The sequence below is a fragment of the Sphingomonas kyeonggiensis genome (assembly GCF_014204495.1).
Taxonomy (GTDB): Bacteria; Pseudomonadota; Alphaproteobacteria; order Sphingomonadales; family Sphingomonadaceae; genus Sphingomonas; species Sphingomonas kyeonggiensis_A.
Genome location: NZ_JACHLN010000001.1, coordinates 179017 through 195812, shown reverse-complemented (window position 1 = coordinate 195812; position 16796 = coordinate 179017). Strand labels below are relative to the sequence as shown.

Here is a 16796-nt window from a genome sequence, read left to right as displayed (position 1 = left end):
CATGGCCTTCGCATCGGATTTTCCCTCCGTAAAGCTGCGTATGTCGATTCCTTCCAATACGCTGGCCGAGGGGCGGGCTAGAGGAGAACTGCGACCCGAGGGGTTTCCGCTCAATGGGGGAACCCTTTCCTTTTGGCCCGGTTGGCTTCGGCTAACCGGGCCACTTTTCTATTTGGCGACCACGCGGTATATTTGGCCCACAAAAGAGGGAATCCGAGGAGGGGAAAACTCGGATGAACAGGGCAGAACATGCGGGGCGCACCCAGGATGAAACCGGCCCATCCGGCCGCTGAGAATGACCGCGATCCGCGGCCACAGATCGAATTCCGCAAGGCGGAGGGCGCGCTGCTCCCGCATGTGGAATCCTATTATCTCTATCGCCATGACGGCGCGGACCTGGAGGGGATCGAACGCGTCGATCTCGGCCAGCTGCGCTTCGTCATCAAGGGCAGTGGCACGGTCCACTTCCCCGACGGGCATAGCGAGAGCACCAAAAAGGTGATGATCAACGGCCCGGGCACGGCCGCCGCCACCTATCGCATGCAGGGGCCGTTCCACTGCTTCGGCGTGTCGCTGCGCGCGATCGGCTGGAAGGCGCTGATCGGCCTGCCGGCCTACAAGGTCGCCGACCATATCGTCGATGGCGAGAAGCTGTTCTGCGAGCAGGCCGGGCTGCTCTGGCATCGGCTCCACAAGATGGAGACGCTCGACGAGATGATCGATGCGATCGAGCCGCTGCTCAAGATGCGCCAGCACGAAGTGAAGCCGGTGCCGGCGGCGCACCTCGTCTTCCTGCGCGCGGTCCGCGAATGGGCGGCGACCAAGGATCCGACGATCGACGATCTCTATGCGCGGATCCGCAAGAGCTCGAACATCGGCGAGCGCCAGGTCCAGCGGCTGTGCAAGGACTATTTCGCCGGCAGTCCGGCGCACCTGAAGCGCAAGTTCCGCGCGATCGGCGCGGCGATGCGCATCTATCAGGGCGCGAGCGTGGACGAAGTGGTCGAGCCCTTCTCGGACCAGTCGCACATGATCAACGAGATCCGGCAGTTCACCGGGCACACGCCGACGTCGCTGCGCGCGGCGATCGATCCGATACTGGCGGTGACGCTCGACAACGAAACCTTCCATTTCCTGCCGGATGTGATCCCCGAATCGGTTGACCTTCGCCGCCGCTGAGCCCATTTGGCCAATCGGAACATATTTGTCCGATTGAGCCCGGAGCGTGGTTGCGCGAAGGGGCGGCAAGGGAATTCAAGTGCGTCTGTCGAGCCTCGCTGACTATGCGGTCGTCATGATGTCCGCCGCGGCGCGCCATTGCGGCGCGACGTGCCGGCTCAACGCGACGCTGCTTGCCGAGGATACCGGGCTGCCGCTGCCCACCGTGCAGAAGCTGGTGAGCAAGCTCTCCGGCGCGGGCCTGATCGAGAGCGCGCGCGGCACCGGCGGCGGCTTCCGCCTGGCGCGGCCGGCGGCGGCGATCAGCCTGGCCGACATCGTCGAGGCCGTCGAAGGCCCGATCGCGCTCACCAGCTGCGTCGATGCCGGCAAGCAGGATTGCTGCGTGCAGGACAGCTGCAAGGTGAAGCCGCACTGGAATGTCGTGAACGGTGCTGTAAAGGGCGCGCTCGCGGGCATTTCCCTCGCCCAGATTTCCAGCGTCCCGGCCGAGGCCGTGGCGCACACTCCGGCAGACTCGATCCGGACCCCGGCGCTGGCCGGGGAGCAGGTGTAAGCATGGCTACGAAGAACGCGGAAGCACTGGCGGCCGCCAACAAGAAGTATGAATGGGGCTTCGCCTCGGACGTCGAACAGGAGTTCGCGCCCAAGGGGCTGTCCGAGGACACTGTCCGCTACATCTCGGCCAAGAAGGGCGAGCCCCAGTGGATGCTCGACTGGCGGCTGAAGGCGTTCCGCATCTGGCAGGAGATGACCCTGCCGGAATGGGCGAAGCTGCAGATCCCGCACATCGACTACCAGGACGCGTACTACTACGCGGAGCCGAAGCAGAAGAAGACGATCAACTCGCTCGACGATCTCGATCCCGAGATCCGGCGGACGTACGAGAAGCTCGGCATCCCGATCGAGGAGCAGAAGGTGCTCGCCGGCGTGGAAGGCGCGCGCAAGATCGCGGTCGACGCGGTGTTCGACAGCGTCTCGGTCGCCACCACCTTCCGCAAGGAGCTCGAGGAAGCGGGCGTGATCTTCCGCTCGATCAGCGAGGCGATCCGCGAATATCCCGAGCTGGTGAAGAAGTGGCTCGGCAAGGTCGTGCCGGTACGCGACAATTTCTTCTCGGCGCTGAATGCCGCCGTCTTCTCCGACGGCACCTTCGTCTACATTCCGGAGGGCGTGCGCTGCCCGATGGAGCTGAGCACCTATTTCCGGATCAATGCCGAGAATACCGGCCAGTTTGAGCGCACGCTGATCGTCGCCGACAAGGGTGCGTACGTCTCGTACCTCGAGGGCTGCACCGCCCCGATGCGCGACGAGAACCAGCTCCACGCCGCGGTGGTCGAGCTGGTCGCGCTCGACGATGCCGAGATCAAATATTCGACGGTGCAGAACTGGTATCCGGGCGACGAGAACGGCGTCGGCGGCATCTTCAATTTCGTCACCAAGCGTGCGCTGTGCGAAGGCAAGAACTCGAAGGTGAGCTGGACCCAGGTCGAGACCGGCAGCGCGATCACCTGGAAATATCCGAGCTGCGTGCTCAAGGGTGACGGCTCGGTCGGCGAATTCTATTCGGTCGCGGTCACCAATGGCCGCCAGCAGGCCGATACCGGTACCAAGATGCTGCACATCGGCAAGAACACCCGCTCGACGATCGTGTCGAAGGGCATCAGCGCCGGCCGCTCGGACAATACCTATCGCGGCAAGGTGCTGGTCAATGCCGGCGCCGAGAATGTCCGCAACTTCACCCAGTGCGATTCGCTGCTGCTGGGCGACCAGTGCGGCGCGCATACGGTGCCGTACATCGAAGTGAAGAACCCGACCGCGCAGATCGAGCATGAGGCGACCACCTCGAAGATCAGCGAGGACCAGATGTTCTACGCGATGCAGCGCGGGCTGGATCAAGAAGCCGCGGTGGCGCTGATCGTCAACGGCTTCGCCAAGGAAGTGCTCCAGCAGCTGCCGATGGAATTCGCCGTCGAGGCGCAGAAGCTGCTGGGAATCAGCCTGGAGGGCAGCGTCGGGTGATGTCCGCTATGCCGTGGCTGGTGTTCATGTTGTTTGGCGCAGGCATCATGGCCTGGTCGCTGAAGACTGAACGCGCCTGGCATTGGGGGGCGCTCATTACCAAGGCAGACAACCCGCTCGGCTATTACCAGTTTTTGCTAGGTGCCGGGCTCCCGGTCGCCATCATTCTGATAGCCCTGCTGTTCGGATGGCTTTCATGATCCTCGCCGCCGCCCTTCTTCTCCTCGCCCAGGACGTGCCCGCCACCCAGGCCGTCGGCGCGCCGGTGGAGGACGAGGCGCAGATCGTCGTGCGCGCCACGTTCGGCCGCACCACGATGCTGTTCGACAAGGGGGCGGACGGCAAGTTGCGCAATTGCCGGGTGATGGTTTCCAGCGGTAGCCAGCGGCGCGACACGACGGCCTGCCAGGCGACGCCGGTCTGCTATGCGAAGACGGCTGACGAAGTGACCGATTGCCGCGAACTCAGCGTGCTCGAGCAGGCCGCGATCGCCGCGCCGGCGCCTGCTGCCGCGACGACCACCAGCGCCCCCGGCAAGCAGCTGTTCGAGCTGCCCAAGCTCGTCCAGCCCAAGGTCGCGTTCCCGACCAATGGGATCGGTCCTGTCGCCAATGGCGAGGAGACCCGCGAGACCGAGCGCCAGCGCGTCAAGCCGATCTCGCCGCCGACCAATCCCGCGTCGGACGGCCCGGTGGTGCGATTCACCACCGGCAACACTCCGCAGCGCGACGACACCGACAAGTCGGAGCGGCGGCCATGATCGCGGCGCTGCTCCTCCTCTTCGTCGCGCAGGACGTGCCGGAATCGCCCGAGAACGAGATCGTCGTGGTCGGCAAGCGGCTTGAGGGCATCTCGGTCCATGTTTCGCGCGGGGCCGACGGCAAGTTCGGCTGCAGCCTCAGCCAGTCGAGCGGCAGCGCGTCGGTCGATGGCCAGCTGTGCAAGGCGGCGGCGAAGTGCGCCAGGCAGGGCACGCTCAGCCAGGATGCGATGCGCGGCTGCATCGAGGCGCGCAAGCCGGCGATCCTCGAGGATTTCAGCCGACGCATCCGCGCGGGGAAGCGCGGATGATGGCACTCGCGCTTCTCCTTACCGCCCAGGACGCCGGAGACCTGCGTTCCAATGAGATCACGGTGATCGGCCGCAAGCTCAAGGACTGGCGCGGCCATGCCGATTTCAAGAAGGGCAGGGCAAGCTGTCGCACCCGCAAGTCGACCGGCGATGCCGCGATCGACCGGATCGGCTGCGAGTCCACCGTGCAGTGCTTCACCGCGATGCGGCCGCGCTTCGATGCCAGCCAGGACAAGGCGCTCGTTGCCGACGAGCGCAAGCGCCGGCTCGACGCGCTCAACCAGGAACTCGGCCAATGCTTCGCGGACAAGCGCGAAGCGATGATTGCGGCGCTCGCCGACGCGCGCGCCACCCAAGGGAACTGACGTACGACATGTTGAAGATCACCGACCTCCGCGCCGAAATCGACGGCAAGGAAATCCTCAAGGGGCTCAGCCTCGAAGTGAACGCGGGCGAAGTCCATGCGATCATGGGCCCGAACGGCGCCGGCAAGTCGACGCTCGGCTATACGCTGGGCGGCCGCCCGGGCTATGAGCCGACCGGCGGCAGCGCGATCTTCGAGGGGCAGGACCTGCTCGAGCTGGCGCCGCACGAGCGCGCCGCGGCCGGCCTGTTCCTTGGCTTCCAGTATCCGGTCGAGATCCCCGGCATCTCCAACCTGCAGTTCGTCCGCGAGGCGCTCAACAGCCAGCGCCGCGCGCGGGGCGAGGCGCCGCTGTCGGGCGGCGAGTTCCTCAAGCTGGCGCGCGCGCAGGCCGATGCGCTCGGCATGGACCCGGAGATGCTCAAGCGCCCGGTCAATGTCGGCTTCTCGGGCGGCGAGAAGAAGCGCAACGAGATGGTCCAGATGGGTATCATCAGTCCCAAGCTGGCGATCCTCGACGAGACCGATTCCGGACTCGACATCGACGCGCTGCGTGCGGTGGGCGAGGGGATCAACCGGATCATGCGCGCGCCCGACAAGGCGGTGCTGCTGATCACCCACTACCAGCGGCTGCTCGACTATGTGCAGCCCGACTTCGTCCACATCCTCGCCGATGGCCGCATCGTCCGCTCGGGCGGGCCGGAGCTCGCGCTCGAGCTGGAGCGCGAAGGCTATGGGATCCTGGCGGCGTGAACACGCTGCTCGAACTCCCCACGCCGCGCCAGGAGGAATGGCGCTGGGCTGACATGGGCGCGCTCAAGGCGGCGGCAGCGACGCCGCAGCATGCGACCGGCGTCGATCCGGCCGGCCTGTTCCTCGACATCGAGGGACCGCGCCTGCTGTTCGTCGATGGCCGCTTCGAGCCGGCGCATTCGCAGCCGGGCCCGGTGCAGGTGACCCAGCAGCTGGCGACGACCGACCATCCGCTCGGCAGCCTCACCGATGGCGAGGGCTGGTCGCTGCATCTCGGGCCGGAGCATGCTGCGCTCGCCGTGCAGATCGTCCATCTCGGCACCGGCGGCGAGAGCCATGTGCCCGCGCGGCTGATGCTCGATGCCGATGCGGTGGCGAGCGTTGTCGAGACCTATGCCGGCTCGGGCTGGGCCAACCGGCTGACCACGCTGTGCCTCGGCACCGGTGCGCGGCTGATGCGCTCGGTGCGTTTGCTCCAGTCCGATGGTTTCGTCTCGCTGCGCGAGGAAGCCGAAGTGGGCGAGGCGGCGAGCCTGGTCTCGGTGTTCCTCGGCGCCGGCGGCATGGGCAGCCGGATCGACGGGTCGCTGCTGGTCAACGGCAAGGGCGGGTTCGCCGAGATGGGCGGCGCGCTGCTAACCTCGGGTTCGCAGAAGCAGGAAGCCGCGGTCGTCGTGCGGCATGACGCGCTCGAAGGTACGTCGCGTCAGCTGTGGCGCGCGGTAGCGGCGGACAAGTCGGCCGCCAGCCTTGCCGCCCGCGTCGAAGTGGCGCGCGGCGCGCAGCAGACCGATGGCGAGCAGTCGCTGCGCGGGCTGCTGCTCCAGCGCTCGGCGACGGTGAACCTCAAGCCGGAGCTCGAGATCTTCGCCGACGACGTGAAGTGCGCGCACGGCGCCACGGTCGGCGAGCTCGACAAGATGGCGTTGTTCTACCTGCAGAGCCGCGGCATCGACCATGCCCGCGCCCAGGCACTGCTCACCCGCGCCTTTGTCGCCGACGCGATCGCCCGGATCGGCGAGGACGCGGTACGCGAAGCCTTTGCCGCCGATGCGGATCGCTGGCTGGACACCGCGCTATGACCGTGACTGCCGATACCCGCCCGCTCGACGTGCTCGCCGATTTCCCGGCAATCCCGGCCGGCTGGCACTATCTCGATACCGCCGCGACCTCGCAGAAGCCCAAGCCGGTGCTCGACGCGATCAATCGCGCATATGGCGAGACCTATGCCACCGTGCACCGCGGCGTCTACCAGCGCTCGGCGGACATGACGCTGGCCTATGAGGCGGCGCGCAAGCGGGTGGCGAAGTTCCTGGGTGGGGCCGAGAACGAAGTCGTCTTCGTCCGCGGCGCGACCGAGGGGATCAACCTCGTCGCGCAGTGCTGGGCCGGCACCCAGCTGAAGGCCGGCGACCGAATCCTGCTTTCCGCGCTCGAGCATCATTCGAACATCGTGCCCTGGCAGATGGTCGCCGAACGCGTCGGCGCCGAGATCGACGTGGTGCCGCTCACCGCCGATCAGCGCATCGACCTCGACGCGCTGGAAGCCATGCTCACCGAGCGCCACAAGCTGGTCGCGCTCGCCCATGTCTCGAACGTGCTCGGCTCGGTCCTCGACGCCAAGCGCGCGACCGAACTGGCGCACCGGGTCGGCGCCAAGGTGTTGCTCGACGGTTGCCAGGCCGTGCCGCGCATGCCCGTCGACGTCGCCGAAATCGGCTGCGACTTCTATGTGATGTCGGGCCACAAGCTCTATGGGCCGACCGGCATCGGCGTGCTCTGGGGCCGCTACGCGCTGCTCGACGCGATGCCGCCCTATCAGGGTGGCGGCTCGATGATCGACCGGGTGACCTTCGCGAAGACCACCTATGCCCCGCCGCCAGGTCGGTTCGAGGCCGGGACGCCGCACATTGTCGGCGTGGTCGGGCTGCATGCGGCGATCGATTACGTGGATAGCATCGGGCTGGAGCGCATCCATGCGCACGAGACGGCGCTGGTGACGCAGGCGCGCGAGGCGCTTTCGCAGCTCAATTCGGTCAAGCTGTTCGGCCCCGCCGACAGCGCCGGCATCGTCAGTTTCGCGGTGGAGGGGGTGCACCCGCACGACATCGCCACCATATTGGATGAAGCCAACGTCGCGATCCGCGCCGGGCACCACTGCGCCCAGCCGCTGATGGACTTGCTCGGCGTGCCGGCCACGGCGCGGGCGAGCTTCGGAGTGTACAACGGCGCGGACGACATCGCCGCGCTGGTTGCTGGAATAGAACGGGTCACAAGGATCTTCGGATGAACGAAGAGCGTAAGATTGAAGTCGAGCAGGTGGACGCCGTCGCCCCGCCCCCCAAGGCGCGTGTGGACGATGCGGTTGAGGATGTGAGCGAAACGTTCGAGCGCAAGCGAGACTATCTCGCCGGTTTCCTGTCGCAGAAGCCGCAGGCGCTGTCGGGCACCGAGCCGGGCGGCGCGCTGTACGAAGCGGTGATCGACGCGCTCAAGGAGATCTACGATCCCGAGATCCCGGTGAACATCTATGATCTCGGCCTGATCTACGGTGTCGACATCACCAGCGACGGCCATGCCGCGGTGACGATGACGCTGACCACGCCGCATTGCCCGGTGGCGGAATCGATGCCCGGCGAAGTCGAGCTGCGCGTCGGTTCGGTCGCGGGAATCGGCCATGCCGAAGTCAATCTCGTCTGGGATCCGCCATGGGATCCGCAGAAGATGAGCGACGAGGCCAAGCTCGAACTGGGGATGCTGTGATGACCACCGCCACGCGCACCCGCCCCGCCGCGCTGATCCTGACGCCGGCCGCCGAGCAGCGCATCGCCGACCTGATGGCCAAGGCGCCGGAAGGCACGGTGGGCGTCAAGCTGTCGACTCCGCGGCGCGGCTGCTCGGGGCTGGCCTATTCGGTCGACTATGTCAGCGAGGCCAAGCCGTTCGACGAGAAGATCGAGACGCCCGGCGGCATTTTCTATGTCGATAGCGGCTCGATTCTCTACCTGATCGGCTCGACGATGGACTGGCAGGAAGACGACTTCACCGCCGGCTTCGTGTTCCAGAACCCGAATGCCAAGGGCAGCTGCGGCTGCGGCGAGAGCTTCACCGTTTAAGCCTTTCTCGGATTCCCCGGCTTTGGCCGGGGAACAGTTGCTTCCCTTACGCCGCGATCGGCTGGCGCATGCTGGCGGCCATCTCGGCATAAACCCGAGCCTCGTCGTCGATCCCCAGCGTCTCGTAGAGCATGGCGAGATTGCCTGCCGCGAGATGGCTGCCGCATCCTTCGACCGAGCCGTCGAGATCGGGACGCTCGCCGATCTCGAGGCAACGCTTCCATGACATCTCGGCGATCGGGAGCAGCTCGCTCATCGCGGTCGCCGGGTTACGGCTCGCCCAGTCGAGATAGAGGTCGGCGACAGCGAAATAGAAGTCGGGCGAACGCTGCCAGTTGCGATGCTCCAGATCGGCGAAGGCCAGCGCTTCCTCGAACCGCTCGGCCCGCTTGAGCGCCTGCAGCACGCCGACCACGGTGCCGTGGCGCCATGCATCGCCCGCAGCGCCGGTGCGGTGGGCGGTGAGCAGCGCATCAGCGGCCTCGCCGGGCTTGCCGCGCACCAGATGCTCGCGGCCGAGCTGGTACCAGAGATAGGAATCCCCGGGCGTCTCGGCGAGCTGGGCGACCAGCAGCGCTTCGTTGCGCCCGGCCTTGCGGGCGAGCTGTGCCTCGTCGAACCCGTCATGCCGCAGCGACAGCGACAGCGGCACCAGCGGCAGCGTCGAGGCCGGCTGCTCATGGATGCGCCCTTCATAGCGCACCCCGCGCGGCAGGACGCGCGGCACCAGCCTGCGCACCCCCGGGCCTTCGGCGGGATCGTGGTTGATCATGTGTGCGCAGCCGAGGAAGCGCTGTGCGGCGATGAAGGCGGGCGGCAGCGTCTCGGGCCCGAGCGCGCCGGCATCGCCCTCGATCCACTGGTCGGCATCGAGGATCAGGTTCCAGTCCGCATCCGAAAGGTCGAGCGCGGCATTGCGGGCGGCGGCGAAATCGTCGCACCAGGTGAAGTGGTGCACCGTGGCGCCGTAGCGCTTGGCGATCGCGACCGTGTCGTCGGTCGATCCGGTATCGACCACGATCATCGTGTCGACATGCTCGCGGGCGCTTTCCAGGCAGCGCGCCAGACACCTTTCCTCGTCTCGCACGATCATCACGAGCGCCAATCGGGGCATGTACGCGCATCCTTCACTGCTGGCCGGGAATCATTATAGGACGCGGCGAAGCCGATGCGCGCCACGCGGCGCGTCGCAAGGTTCATGCGGAGAGACCAGATGCCTTATCCCCAGCCCTATGTCGCCGATCCCGCGCGCTATGACGGGCGCATGCCCTATCGCCGCTGCGGCCGTTCCGGTCTCGACCTGCCGGCGATCAGCCTTGGCCTCTGGCAGAATTTCGGCGGCACCGACGTGTTCGAGACCGGCCGCGCGATGCTGCGCCGCGCGTTCGACCGGGGCGTGACCCACTTCGATCTCGCGAACAATTACGGCCCGCCCTATGGCTCGGCGGAGGAGAATTTCGGCCGCGTGATGGCGACCGACTTCGCCAGCCACCGCGACGAGCTGATCGTCTCGACCAAGGCGGGCTGGGACATGTGGCCCGGGCCCTATGGTGATGTCGGCGGTTCGAAAAAATATCTGATCGCCTCGTGCGACCAGAGCCTGAAGCGGATGGGGCTCGACTATGTCGACATCTTCTATTCGCATCGCGTCGATCCCAAGACGCCGCTCGAGGAGACGATGGGCGCGCTCGCCCAGATCCACCGCCAGGGCAAGGCGCTCTATGTCGGCATCTCCAGCTATTCGCCCGAGCTCACCCGCCAGGCGGCTGCGATCCTCGCCGAACACAAGGTGCCGCTGCTGATCCATCAGCCGAGCTATTCGATGCTCAACCGCTGGATCGAGGCGGAGCTGCTCGACACGCTGGGCGAGATCGGCACCGGCTGCATCGCCTTCTCGCCGCTGGCGCAGGGGATGCTGAGCAACAAGTACCTCAACGGCGTGCCCGAGGACGCCCGCGCTTCCAAGGGCGGCTCGCTGAACCAGCGGTTGCTCTCCGACGACAATATCGCGCGCATCCGCGCGCTCCACGCGATCGCGCAGAAGCGCGGCCGGACGCTGGCGCAGATGGCGATCGCCTGGGTGCTGCGCGATCCGCGCGTCACCTCCGCGCTGATCGGCGCGCGCACGGTCGAGCAGCTCGACAACTCGCTGGACGCGGTCAACAATCTCGATTTCAGCGCGGAAGAGCTGGCCGAGATCGATCAGCATGCAACCGATGGCAGCCTCGATCTTTGGAAGATCTCGTCGAGCATCGAGGAAACCCCCGGCCAATGAGCGTCGCGTTTCGTCGCGAGAGCGACGAGGAACATAAGGAACCGAAGTTCGAGCTGCCGCTGCCGCCGGGACCCAACATGGTCACGGCGCGCGGCCTTGCGCTGATCGAGGCGAAGGTCGCCGAGCTGGAGGCCGCGGTTGCGGCGGGCGGCGAGGAAGAAGTGCTGGAGGGCCTGAAGCGCGAGCTGCGCTACTGGAACACCCGGCGCACCACCGCCCAGATCGCGCCGGCGCCCGAGGAAGGCGTGGTCGGCATCGGCTCGCGGGTGCGGATCCGCATGGCTGGCAAGGAGCGGGTGATCGACCTGGTCGGGCATGACGAGGCGGATCCCTCGGCGGATCGTCTCTCCTTCCAGGCGCCGCTCGCCAAGGCGCTGATCGGCGCGGAGGAAGGCGAGAAGGTCGATTTCGCGGGCAAGCCCGCGGCAATCGAGATCATCGGCATCGAAACGATTCCGGACTGAGGCAAAGCCGGCCTAGAGTGGGCGCATGACTCGCCTGCTCCTCGCCGCCGCATTGCTCGCTTCCACCCCATTGGTCCCTGCCGCCCATGCGCAGGCCGATGCCGATCGCTGGAAGGCGACCGCATCGCGGGTGACGATAACCCGCGATGACTGGGGCGTGGCGCACATTCACGGCAGGACCGACGCCGATGCGGTGTTCGGGATGATCTATGCCCAGGCCGAGGACGACTTCAACCGGATCGAGACCAACTATCTGGTCAGCCTCGGGCGCCTGGCGGAAGCGGAGGGCGAGGGTGCGATCTGGCAGGATCTGCGCCAGCGCCTGTTCGTCGATCCCGAGGTGCTGAAGGCGGACTATGCGAAGAGCCCCGAATGGCTCCGCAAGCTGATGCGGGCCTGGGCGGACGGGCTGAACTATTATCTCGCCACGCATCCCGAGGTGAAGCCTCGCGTGCTCACCCGGTTCGAGCCATGGATGGCGCTGAGCTTCTCCGAGGGCAGCATCGGCGGCGATATCGAGCGGGTGCCGCTCAGCCAGCTCGAGGCGTTCTACGGCAAGCAGAAGCTGGCGATGACCGATGCCGAGAAGGACCTGCTCTACAAGGAGCCCAAGGGCTCGAACGGCTTCGCCATCGCGCCGGGCCACACGAAGAACGGCCATGCGCTGCTGCTGATCAACCCGCACACCAGCTTCTTCTTCCGCTCGGAACAGCAGGTGACGAGCGGGGAGGGGTTGAATGCCTATGGCGCGGCGACCTGGGGGCAGTTCTTCATCTACCAGGGGTTCAATGCCAGGGCCGGCTGGATGCACACCTCGAGCGGCGTCGACAATGTCGATGAGTTCGCGGAGACCGTCGATCGAGGCGGTTGGGAGAAGGAGCTCTTCTATCTCTACGGGGGCGAGAAGCGGCGGATAACGGTCAGGCCGATCACCATCGCCTATCGTATGGCGGACGGGGAGCAGGGACGGCGTAGCTTCATCACTTATTCGACGCATCACGGGCCGGTCGTGCGCGAAGCGGATGGCAAGTGGATCGCGGTGTCGCTGATGAACAAGCCGGTCGAGGCGCTGCAGCAGAGCTTCCTGCGGACCAAGGCCGGCGACTATGCCAGTTTCCTGAACGTCGCGGCGCTCAAGGCCAACAGCTCGAACAATACGCTGTTCGCCGATTCCAAGGGCGATATCGCGTTCCTGATGCCGCAGTTCATGCCGGTGCGCGACAATCGCTTCGATTATCGCAAGCCGGTCGACGGCAGCGATCCGGCGACCGACTGGCGGGGGCTGCACAGCCTTGCCAGCCTGCCGCAGGTAGTGAACCCGCGAAACGGCTGGGCCTTCAACACGAACAACTGGCCCTGGACCGCGGCCGGCGCCGACAGTCCGAAGGCGGCGGACTATCCGCGCTATTTCGACCAGGCGGGCGAGAACCCGCGCGGCGCGCATGCGCTGCGGGTGCTGAACGCACGGCGCGACTTTACGCCGGAGACGCTGCGCCAGGCGGCTTATGACAGCTTCCTGCCCGCCTTCGACCGGCTGCTGCCGGGACTGATATCGGCCTGGGAGAAGTTGCCCGAGGGGGATGCCCGCAAGGCCAGGCTTGCCGAGCCGGTGGCGCTATTGAAGGGCTGGGACCGGCGCTGGGGCGCCGATTCCAGGGCGACATCGCTCGCGGTGTTCTGGGGCGAGGCGCTATGGGCGCCCTCGGCAGCGCCGGCCAGGGAAGCAGGGCTGTCGGTATGGGACTGGATGGCGGAGCGCGCCACCGATGCGCAGCGGATCGACGCGCTGGCCTCGGCGGTCGACCGCCTCACCCAGGATTTCGGTGGCTGGCAGGTGCCCTGGGGCGAGATCAACCGCTTCCAGCGGAACGACGGCGCGATCGCCCAGAAGTTCGACGATGCGAAGCCGAGCATCCCGGTGCCCTTCACCTCGGCGCAATGGGGTTCGCTCGCCTCATTCGGCGCCAAGCACTGGCCGGGGACCAAGCGCTATTACGGCACGCTCGGCAACAGCTTCGTCGCGACGGTGGAGTTCGGGCCGAAGGTACGCGCCTGGGCGGTGACCGCCGGCGGCGAGAGCGGGCATCCGGAGTCGAAGCACTTCAAGGACCAGGCCGAACGCTATGCGGAGGGGGATTTGCGGCCGGTCTATTTCTACCCCGAGGATCTGAAGGGGCATGTCGAGCGGGTGTACCGGCCGGGGGAATAGCCGGGCTTGTTATACAGCCATGAGCGCCAGGAGATTATCCTCCGCAAGGCGGGCATTGAGCTTCGATGCATGTTCGACGATCCCGTCTAGATTCCATTCGTTCAACGGGGATTCTGGATCGATCAGCTTCATCAGGTGGCCGGCAAGATAGTGGATGCGGTTGTTGATATCCTTACGGGCTGCGTCGCTTGCATCCGGATCTCTGGCCATGATCGTGAAGCCGTGAATGGAACGAGCAAGATAATGAAGCAGGCGTTGGCGGGATGCCTTCTCGAGCGCGCTGCGTAGATCGGTCATATGGGCTCTCCCTTGAGGCCTAGAACGGCAGCTCGTCGCCAAGCCGCTCCTCGAAGTTCGACACCGTCACGCCCACTAGCCTTATCCCCTTGGGCGTGGGCAGCACCGAGCGGATCAGTGACAGGCTCATGTCGCGCAGCGCCTCGCGGCGGTCGACCAGGCCGGCGGTCAGGCTGCGGCTGCGGGTGATGATCTGGAAATCGGCGTACTTCACCTTCACGGTGACGGTGCGGCCGAACTCCTGGGCCTTCTCGCACCAGGCCCAGACATCCTCGGCCATTTCCAGCACGCCGGCCTCGATCTCTTCATTGCCCGTCAGGTCGGTGTTGAAGGTGGTCTCCGAGCCTGAGGACTTGCGGATGCGCTCGGCATCGACGGGCCGGTCGTCCTCGCCGCGGGCGATCGCGTGATACCATTCGGCCGAGCTTCCGAAATGGGCGCGCAGGAACTCGATCGACTTGGCACGCAGGTCCGCGCCGGTCTCGATGCCGAGCCCCTGCATCTTCTTCGCGGTGACGGGGCCAACGCCGTGGAAGCGCTTGACCGGCAGCGTCTCGACCCAGGCCGCGCCCATGTCCGGCGTCACCGCGAACTGGCCATTGGGCTTGCGCTGGTCCGAGGCGAGCTTGGCGAGGAACTTGTTGTACGAGATCCCGGCCGAGGCGGTTAGCCCGGTCTCCTCGAGGATGCGCGCGCGGATCTCCTTGGCGGTCGCCCAGGCGGTCTCGATGCCGCGTAGATTGGCGGTCACGTCGAGATAGGCTTCGTCGAGCGAGAGCGGCTGGATGATCGGCGTATAGTCGGCGAAGATCGCATGGATCTGCTTCGAGACCGCGCGATAGACATCGAAGCGCGGCTTGACGAATACCAGCTCGGGGCAGCGCCGCAATGCGGTGACCGAGGGCAGGGCGCTGCGCACGCCGAACTTGCGCGCCTCATAGCTTGCCGCCGCCACCACGCCGCGCGCCGCGGCATAGCCTACCGCAACCGGCTTGCCCTTCAGCGTGGGATCGTCGCGCTGCTCCACCGATGCGTAAAAGGCATCCATGTCGACATGGATGATCTTGCGGACCGGCGACGCGGTCATGTCAGTCGTCCATCGGCTCCAGCGCGGCGGCGAAGATCCGCGTCAGGCGCTTCTCGAAGCGGGCATCCTCTTCGGGCGTGCATTCAAGCGTGTCGATCGAGAGCATGTTGTGCATGATGCCCATGCCCATCAGCACCGCAAGTGCCATCGCCGCGCGCATCTCGGTATCCTGGCCGACCAGTTCCTGGGAAACGGGGTCGAGGATATCCGCCTGCACCGCGTCGCGGATGATCTGCCCGGCCTTGGGCGAGCCGATCGAATGGAGCAGAATCAGGATGCGCTCGATATGGATGTCGCGCTCGCCCGGCGGCGCGTCATCCTTTTCGAGGAAGAGATCGGCGAAATGCTGGGCAAGCGTCTCGCGCGTCGCCCCGTCCATGATGTCCTTCTCGTCGTCATCGCGCAGCGTCTCGCGGAACAGCGCTTCCTTGCTGCCGAAATAGCGACTGACCAATGCGGGATCGACGCCGGCATCGCCCGCGATCTCGCGCAGACCGACATTCTCGTAATTCTCGCGCGCGAAATGCTTCCGGGCCGAGGCGAGAATTGCCTGGCGCGTCGCAACGGCATTGCGATGCCGCGACGGAACCGGTGGGATCATGGACAGTTTCCCTAACATGGCGGTGAACATAGTCAACCGCTGTGGACATATGTCATCACTCGTTGACAAGTTCCCTGAACCCGCTTAGCGGGACCAAATCGGAAGTCGTTCGTTTCGAGCAACGACGCCGCGGAGGATGTCCGGCCAGAGGCACGGATTTAGGGATCGAAAATGCACTCGAAGAACCGTCAGCTGCTCATCCCGGCTCTTGCAGCCGCGCTTGTCCTTTCCGGCTGCGGTGGAGGCGGTGCGCAGCCGCCCCAGCAGGGTGCCCCGCCCGTGACCGTCGCCGCCCCGCTGGTGCGCGACGTCGTCGACTGGGACGAGTTCGTCGGCCGCTTCGAGGCGATCCAGAGCGTCGAGGTGCGTCCGCGCGCCACGGGCTATCTGCAGGGCATCTGGTTCAAGGATGGCCAGTATGTCCGCAAGGGCCAGCTGCTCTTCACCATCGATCCGCGCCCGGCCCAGGCCGCCGTCGCCCAGGCTGCGGCCCAGGTCGCCCAGGCAAAGGCGACGCTCGCCAACGCGCAGACCGAATATGCCCGCTCGGAAGCGCTGGTCGCGCAGCGCGCCGCCAGCCAGGAAGAGCTGGAGCAGCGCCGCGCCGCGCTGCGCTCGGGTAGCGCGCAGGTCGCCGCTGCCGAAGCCAATCTCCGCGCCCGCCAGCTCGATCTCGGCTTCACCCGGGTCGTTGCGCCGATCAGCGGCCGCATCTCGGAGCGCAAGGTCGATGTCGGCAACACCGTCGCGACCGACCAGACCGTGCTGACCACGATCGTTTCGGTCGATCCGGTCCATTTCGTGTTCCAGGGCTCGGAAGCGCTGCTGCTCAAGTACCAGCGTGACGGGTCGGGCACCCAGAACGGCACCCCGATCAAGGTCAAGCTCTCGGACGAGAGCGACTATACGCATAACGGCACGATCGACTTCGTCGACAACGCGCTCGATGCCGGTGCCGGCACGATCCGCGCCCGTGCGGTCATCGCCAATCCGGGCGGCTTCCTGAAGGCCGGCATGTTCGGCTCGGCCCGTCTCGAGGCGTCCAAGCCCTATCCGGCGATGCTGGTCCCCGACACGGCGATCATGGCCGATGCGGCCCGCCAGATCGTGTTCGTCGTCGACAAGACCAACACGGTGACCGCGCGTCCGGTGCAGACCGGCCCGCTCCAGGGCAGCCTGCGCGTGATCCGCTCGGGCCTGAACAAGGACGACCGCGTGGTCATCGACGGCGCCCAGCGCGCCCGTCCGGGCGTGAAGGTCACGCCGCAGCCGGGCCAGGTCAAGGAAGCGGCGCCTCCCGCCAAGGGCCCCAACGACGCGCCTGACTACGCCGCCCAGCCCGCGAACAAGCGCTGAGG

20 protein-coding genes are annotated in these 16796 nt (G+C 66.4%); 16 read left to right on the top strand and 4 right to left on the bottom strand.

What is annotated here, in order from left to right; all coding sequences use genetic code 11:
• Window positions 1-267 precede the first annotated feature (267 nt).
• The 12 genes from HNP52_RS00935 to HNP52_RS00880 all read left to right on the top strand — a co-directional run bounded on the left by HNP52_RS00935 (window position 268) and on the right by HNP52_RS00880 (window position 8505).
• A complete protein-coding gene (locus tag HNP52_RS00935; protein WP_184161191.1) occupies window positions 268-1179 on the top strand; it encodes a helix-turn-helix domain-containing protein in 912 nt (303 codons plus the stop codon).
• Window positions 1180-1258: 79 nt separating this feature from the next.
• Window positions 1259-1735, top strand: a complete 477-nt coding sequence (locus HNP52_RS00930; RefSeq protein WP_184161189.1) for an SUF system Fe-S cluster assembly regulator — start codon at window positions 1259-1261, stop codon at window positions 1733-1735.
• A gap of 2 nt (window positions 1736-1737) precedes the next feature.
• The gene (gene sufB, locus HNP52_RS00925) at window positions 1738-3201 is read left to right on the top strand and encodes a Fe-S cluster assembly protein SufB (RefSeq protein ID WP_184161186.1); all 1464 of its coding nucleotides are present in this window, start codon (window positions 1738-1740) and stop codon (window positions 3199-3201) included.
• An 8-nt stretch (window positions 3202-3209) separates the two neighbouring features.
• Entirely contained in the window at window positions 3210-3401 is a 192-nt protein-coding gene (locus HNP52_RS00920) for a hypothetical protein (RefSeq protein ID WP_184161183.1), read from the top strand.
• Window positions 3398-3961 carry a hypothetical protein gene (locus HNP52_RS00915; RefSeq protein ID WP_184161180.1) on the top strand — a complete coding sequence of 188 codons (564 nt, stop codon included), beginning with the start codon at window positions 3398-3400 and terminating at the stop codon, window positions 3959-3961. Before HNP52_RS00920 ends, HNP52_RS00915 begins: the two co-directional genes overlap by 4 nt.
• Entirely contained in the window at window positions 3958-4272 is a 315-nt protein-coding gene (locus tag HNP52_RS00910; protein ID WP_184161177.1) for a hypothetical protein, read from the top strand. Before HNP52_RS00915 ends, HNP52_RS00910 begins: the two co-directional genes overlap by 4 nt.
• Window positions 4272-4637, top strand: a complete 366-nt coding sequence (locus HNP52_RS00905; protein ID WP_184161174.1) for a hypothetical protein — start codon at window positions 4272-4274, stop codon at window positions 4635-4637. The genes HNP52_RS00910 and HNP52_RS00905 overlap by 1 nt, the downstream gene beginning before the upstream one ends.
• An 8-nt stretch (window positions 4638-4645) precedes the next feature.
• Window positions 4646-5389 (top strand): Fe-S cluster assembly ATPase SufC, encoded by a 744-nt coding sequence (sufC, locus tag HNP52_RS00900; protein WP_184161171.1) that lies wholly within the window; start codon window positions 4646-4648, stop codon window positions 5387-5389.
• Complete coding sequence (locus HNP52_RS00895; protein WP_311768377.1) at window positions 5386-6471, top strand: SufD family Fe-S cluster assembly protein; 1086 nt, start codon at window positions 5386-5388, stop codon at window positions 6469-6471. Before sufC ends, HNP52_RS00895 begins: the two co-directional genes overlap by 4 nt.
• On the top strand, window positions 6468-7679 hold the full coding sequence (locus HNP52_RS00890) for a cysteine desulfurase (protein WP_184161168.1): 1212 nt from the start codon (window positions 6468-6470) through the stop codon (window positions 7677-7679). The genes HNP52_RS00895 and HNP52_RS00890 overlap by 4 nt, the downstream gene beginning before the upstream one ends.
• Complete coding sequence (locus tag HNP52_RS00885) at window positions 7676-8152, top strand: SUF system Fe-S cluster assembly protein (protein WP_184161165.1); 477 nt, start codon at window positions 7676-7678, stop codon at window positions 8150-8152. Before HNP52_RS00890 ends, HNP52_RS00885 begins: the two co-directional genes overlap by 4 nt.
• The gene (locus HNP52_RS00880) at window positions 8152-8505 is read left to right on the top strand and encodes an iron-sulfur cluster assembly accessory protein (RefSeq protein WP_184161162.1); all 354 of its coding nucleotides are present in this window, start codon (window positions 8152-8154) and stop codon (window positions 8503-8505) included. The genes HNP52_RS00885 and HNP52_RS00880 overlap by 1 nt, the downstream gene beginning before the upstream one ends.
• A gap of 46 nt (window positions 8506-8551) precedes the next feature.
• Here HNP52_RS00880 and HNP52_RS00875 read toward each other — a convergent pair whose 3' ends face one another.
• Window positions 8552-9619, bottom strand: coding sequence for a glycosyltransferase family 2 protein (locus HNP52_RS00875; RefSeq protein WP_184161159.1), 1068 nt, complete (start codon window positions 9617-9619; stop codon window positions 8552-8554).
• Window positions 9620-9718: 99 nt separating this feature from the next.
• Between HNP52_RS00875 and mgrA the strand changes: the two genes are divergently transcribed.
• From mgrA to HNP52_RS00860, 3 genes are read left to right on the top strand one after another with little or no spacing between them, the layout of a single operon-like run.
• Window positions 9719-10780, top strand: coding sequence for an L-glyceraldehyde 3-phosphate reductase (mgrA, locus tag HNP52_RS00870; RefSeq protein ID WP_184161155.1), 1062 nt, complete (start codon window positions 9719-9721; stop codon window positions 10778-10780).
• Window positions 10777-11244: a GreA/GreB family elongation factor gene (locus HNP52_RS00865; RefSeq protein ID WP_184161152.1), complete on the top strand. Its 468-nt coding sequence runs from the start codon at window positions 10777-10779 to the stop codon at window positions 11242-11244. Before mgrA ends, HNP52_RS00865 begins: the two co-directional genes overlap by 4 nt.
• 25 nt (window positions 11245-11269) lie before the next feature.
• Entirely contained in the window at window positions 11270-13453 is a 2184-nt protein-coding gene (locus HNP52_RS00860; protein ID WP_184161149.1) for a penicillin acylase family protein, read from the top strand.
• A gap of 9 nt (window positions 13454-13462) precedes the next feature.
• On the opposite strand, the gene HNP52_RS00855 is transcribed toward HNP52_RS00860, so the two are convergent.
• The 3 genes from HNP52_RS00855 to HNP52_RS00845 are packed head-to-tail and all read right to left on the bottom strand — an operon-like array spanning window position 13463 to window position 15438.
• Entirely contained in the window at window positions 13463-13750 is a 288-nt protein-coding gene (locus tag HNP52_RS00855; protein WP_184161146.1) for a hypothetical protein, read from the bottom strand.
• A gap of 19 nt (window positions 13751-13769) precedes the next feature.
• Window positions 13770-14837 (bottom strand): DNA polymerase IV, encoded by a 1068-nt coding sequence (dinB, locus tag HNP52_RS00850; RefSeq protein WP_184161143.1) that lies wholly within the window; start codon window positions 14835-14837, stop codon window positions 13770-13772.
• A gap of 1 nt (window position 14838) precedes the next feature.
• The gene (locus HNP52_RS00845) at window positions 14839-15438 is read right to left on the bottom strand and encodes a TetR/AcrR family transcriptional regulator (RefSeq protein WP_184161140.1); all 600 of its coding nucleotides are present in this window, start codon (window positions 15436-15438) and stop codon (window positions 14839-14841) included.
• A 279-nt stretch (window positions 15439-15717) separates the two neighbouring features.
• Here HNP52_RS00845 and HNP52_RS00840 point away from each other — a divergent pair, with 279 nt between their 5' ends.
• Window positions 15718-16794, top strand: coding sequence for an efflux RND transporter periplasmic adaptor subunit (locus tag HNP52_RS00840; RefSeq protein ID WP_311768376.1), 1077 nt, complete (start codon window positions 15718-15720; stop codon window positions 16792-16794).
• The last annotated feature ends 2 nt before the right edge of the window (window positions 16795-16796 follow it).

Excerpts from the sequence above, each read along its gene's own strand:
- HNP52_RS00935 (WP_184161191.1), top strand. The coding sequence starts at position 268 with ATGAAACCGGCCCATCCGGCCGCTGAGAATGACCGCGATCCGCGGCCA.
- sufB (WP_184161186.1), top strand. The coding sequence starts at position 1,738 with ATGGCTACGAAGAACGCGGAAGCACTGGCGGCCGCCAACAAGAAGTAT.
- HNP52_RS00920 (WP_184161183.1), top strand. The coding sequence starts at position 3,210 with ATGCCGTGGCTGGTGTTCATGTTGTTTGGCGCAGGCATCATGGCCTGG.
- HNP52_RS00915 (WP_184161180.1), top strand. The coding sequence starts at position 3,398 with ATGATCCTCGCCGCCGCCCTTCTTCTCCTCGCCCAGGACGTGCCCGCC.
- HNP52_RS00910 (WP_184161177.1), top strand. The coding sequence starts at position 3,958 with ATGATCGCGGCGCTGCTCCTCCTCTTCGTCGCGCAGGACGTGCCGGAA.
- HNP52_RS00905 (WP_184161174.1), top strand. The coding sequence starts at position 4,272 with ATGGCACTCGCGCTTCTCCTTACCGCCCAGGACGCCGGAGACCTGCGT.
- sufC (WP_184161171.1), top strand. The coding sequence starts at position 4,646 with ATGTTGAAGATCACCGACCTCCGCGCCGAAATCGACGGCAAGGAAATC.
- HNP52_RS00890 (WP_184161168.1), top strand. The coding sequence starts at position 6,468 with ATGACCGTGACTGCCGATACCCGCCCGCTCGACGTGCTCGCCGATTTC.
- HNP52_RS00885 (WP_184161165.1), top strand. The coding sequence starts at position 7,676 with ATGAACGAAGAGCGTAAGATTGAAGTCGAGCAGGTGGACGCCGTCGCC.
- HNP52_RS00880 (WP_184161162.1), top strand. The coding sequence starts at position 8,152 with ATGACCACCGCCACGCGCACCCGCCCCGCCGCGCTGATCCTGACGCCG.
- HNP52_RS00875 (WP_184161159.1), bottom strand. The coding sequence starts at position 9,619 with ATGCCCCGATTGGCGCTCGTGATGATCGTGCGAGACGAGGAAAGGTGT.
- mgrA (WP_184161155.1), top strand. The coding sequence starts at position 9,719 with ATGCCTTATCCCCAGCCCTATGTCGCCGATCCCGCGCGCTATGACGGG.
- HNP52_RS00865 (WP_184161152.1), top strand. The coding sequence starts at position 10,777 with ATGAGCGTCGCGTTTCGTCGCGAGAGCGACGAGGAACATAAGGAACCG.
- HNP52_RS00860 (WP_184161149.1), top strand. The coding sequence starts at position 11,270 with ATGACTCGCCTGCTCCTCGCCGCCGCATTGCTCGCTTCCACCCCATTG.
- HNP52_RS00855 (WP_184161146.1), bottom strand. The coding sequence starts at position 13,750 with ATGACCGATCTACGCAGCGCGCTCGAGAAGGCATCCCGCCAACGCCTG.
- dinB (WP_184161143.1), bottom strand. The coding sequence starts at position 14,837 with ATGACCGCGTCGCCGGTCCGCAAGATCATCCATGTCGACATGGATGCC.
- HNP52_RS00845 (WP_184161140.1), bottom strand. The coding sequence starts at position 15,438 with ATGATCCCACCGGTTCCGTCGCGGCATCGCAATGCCGTTGCGACGCGC.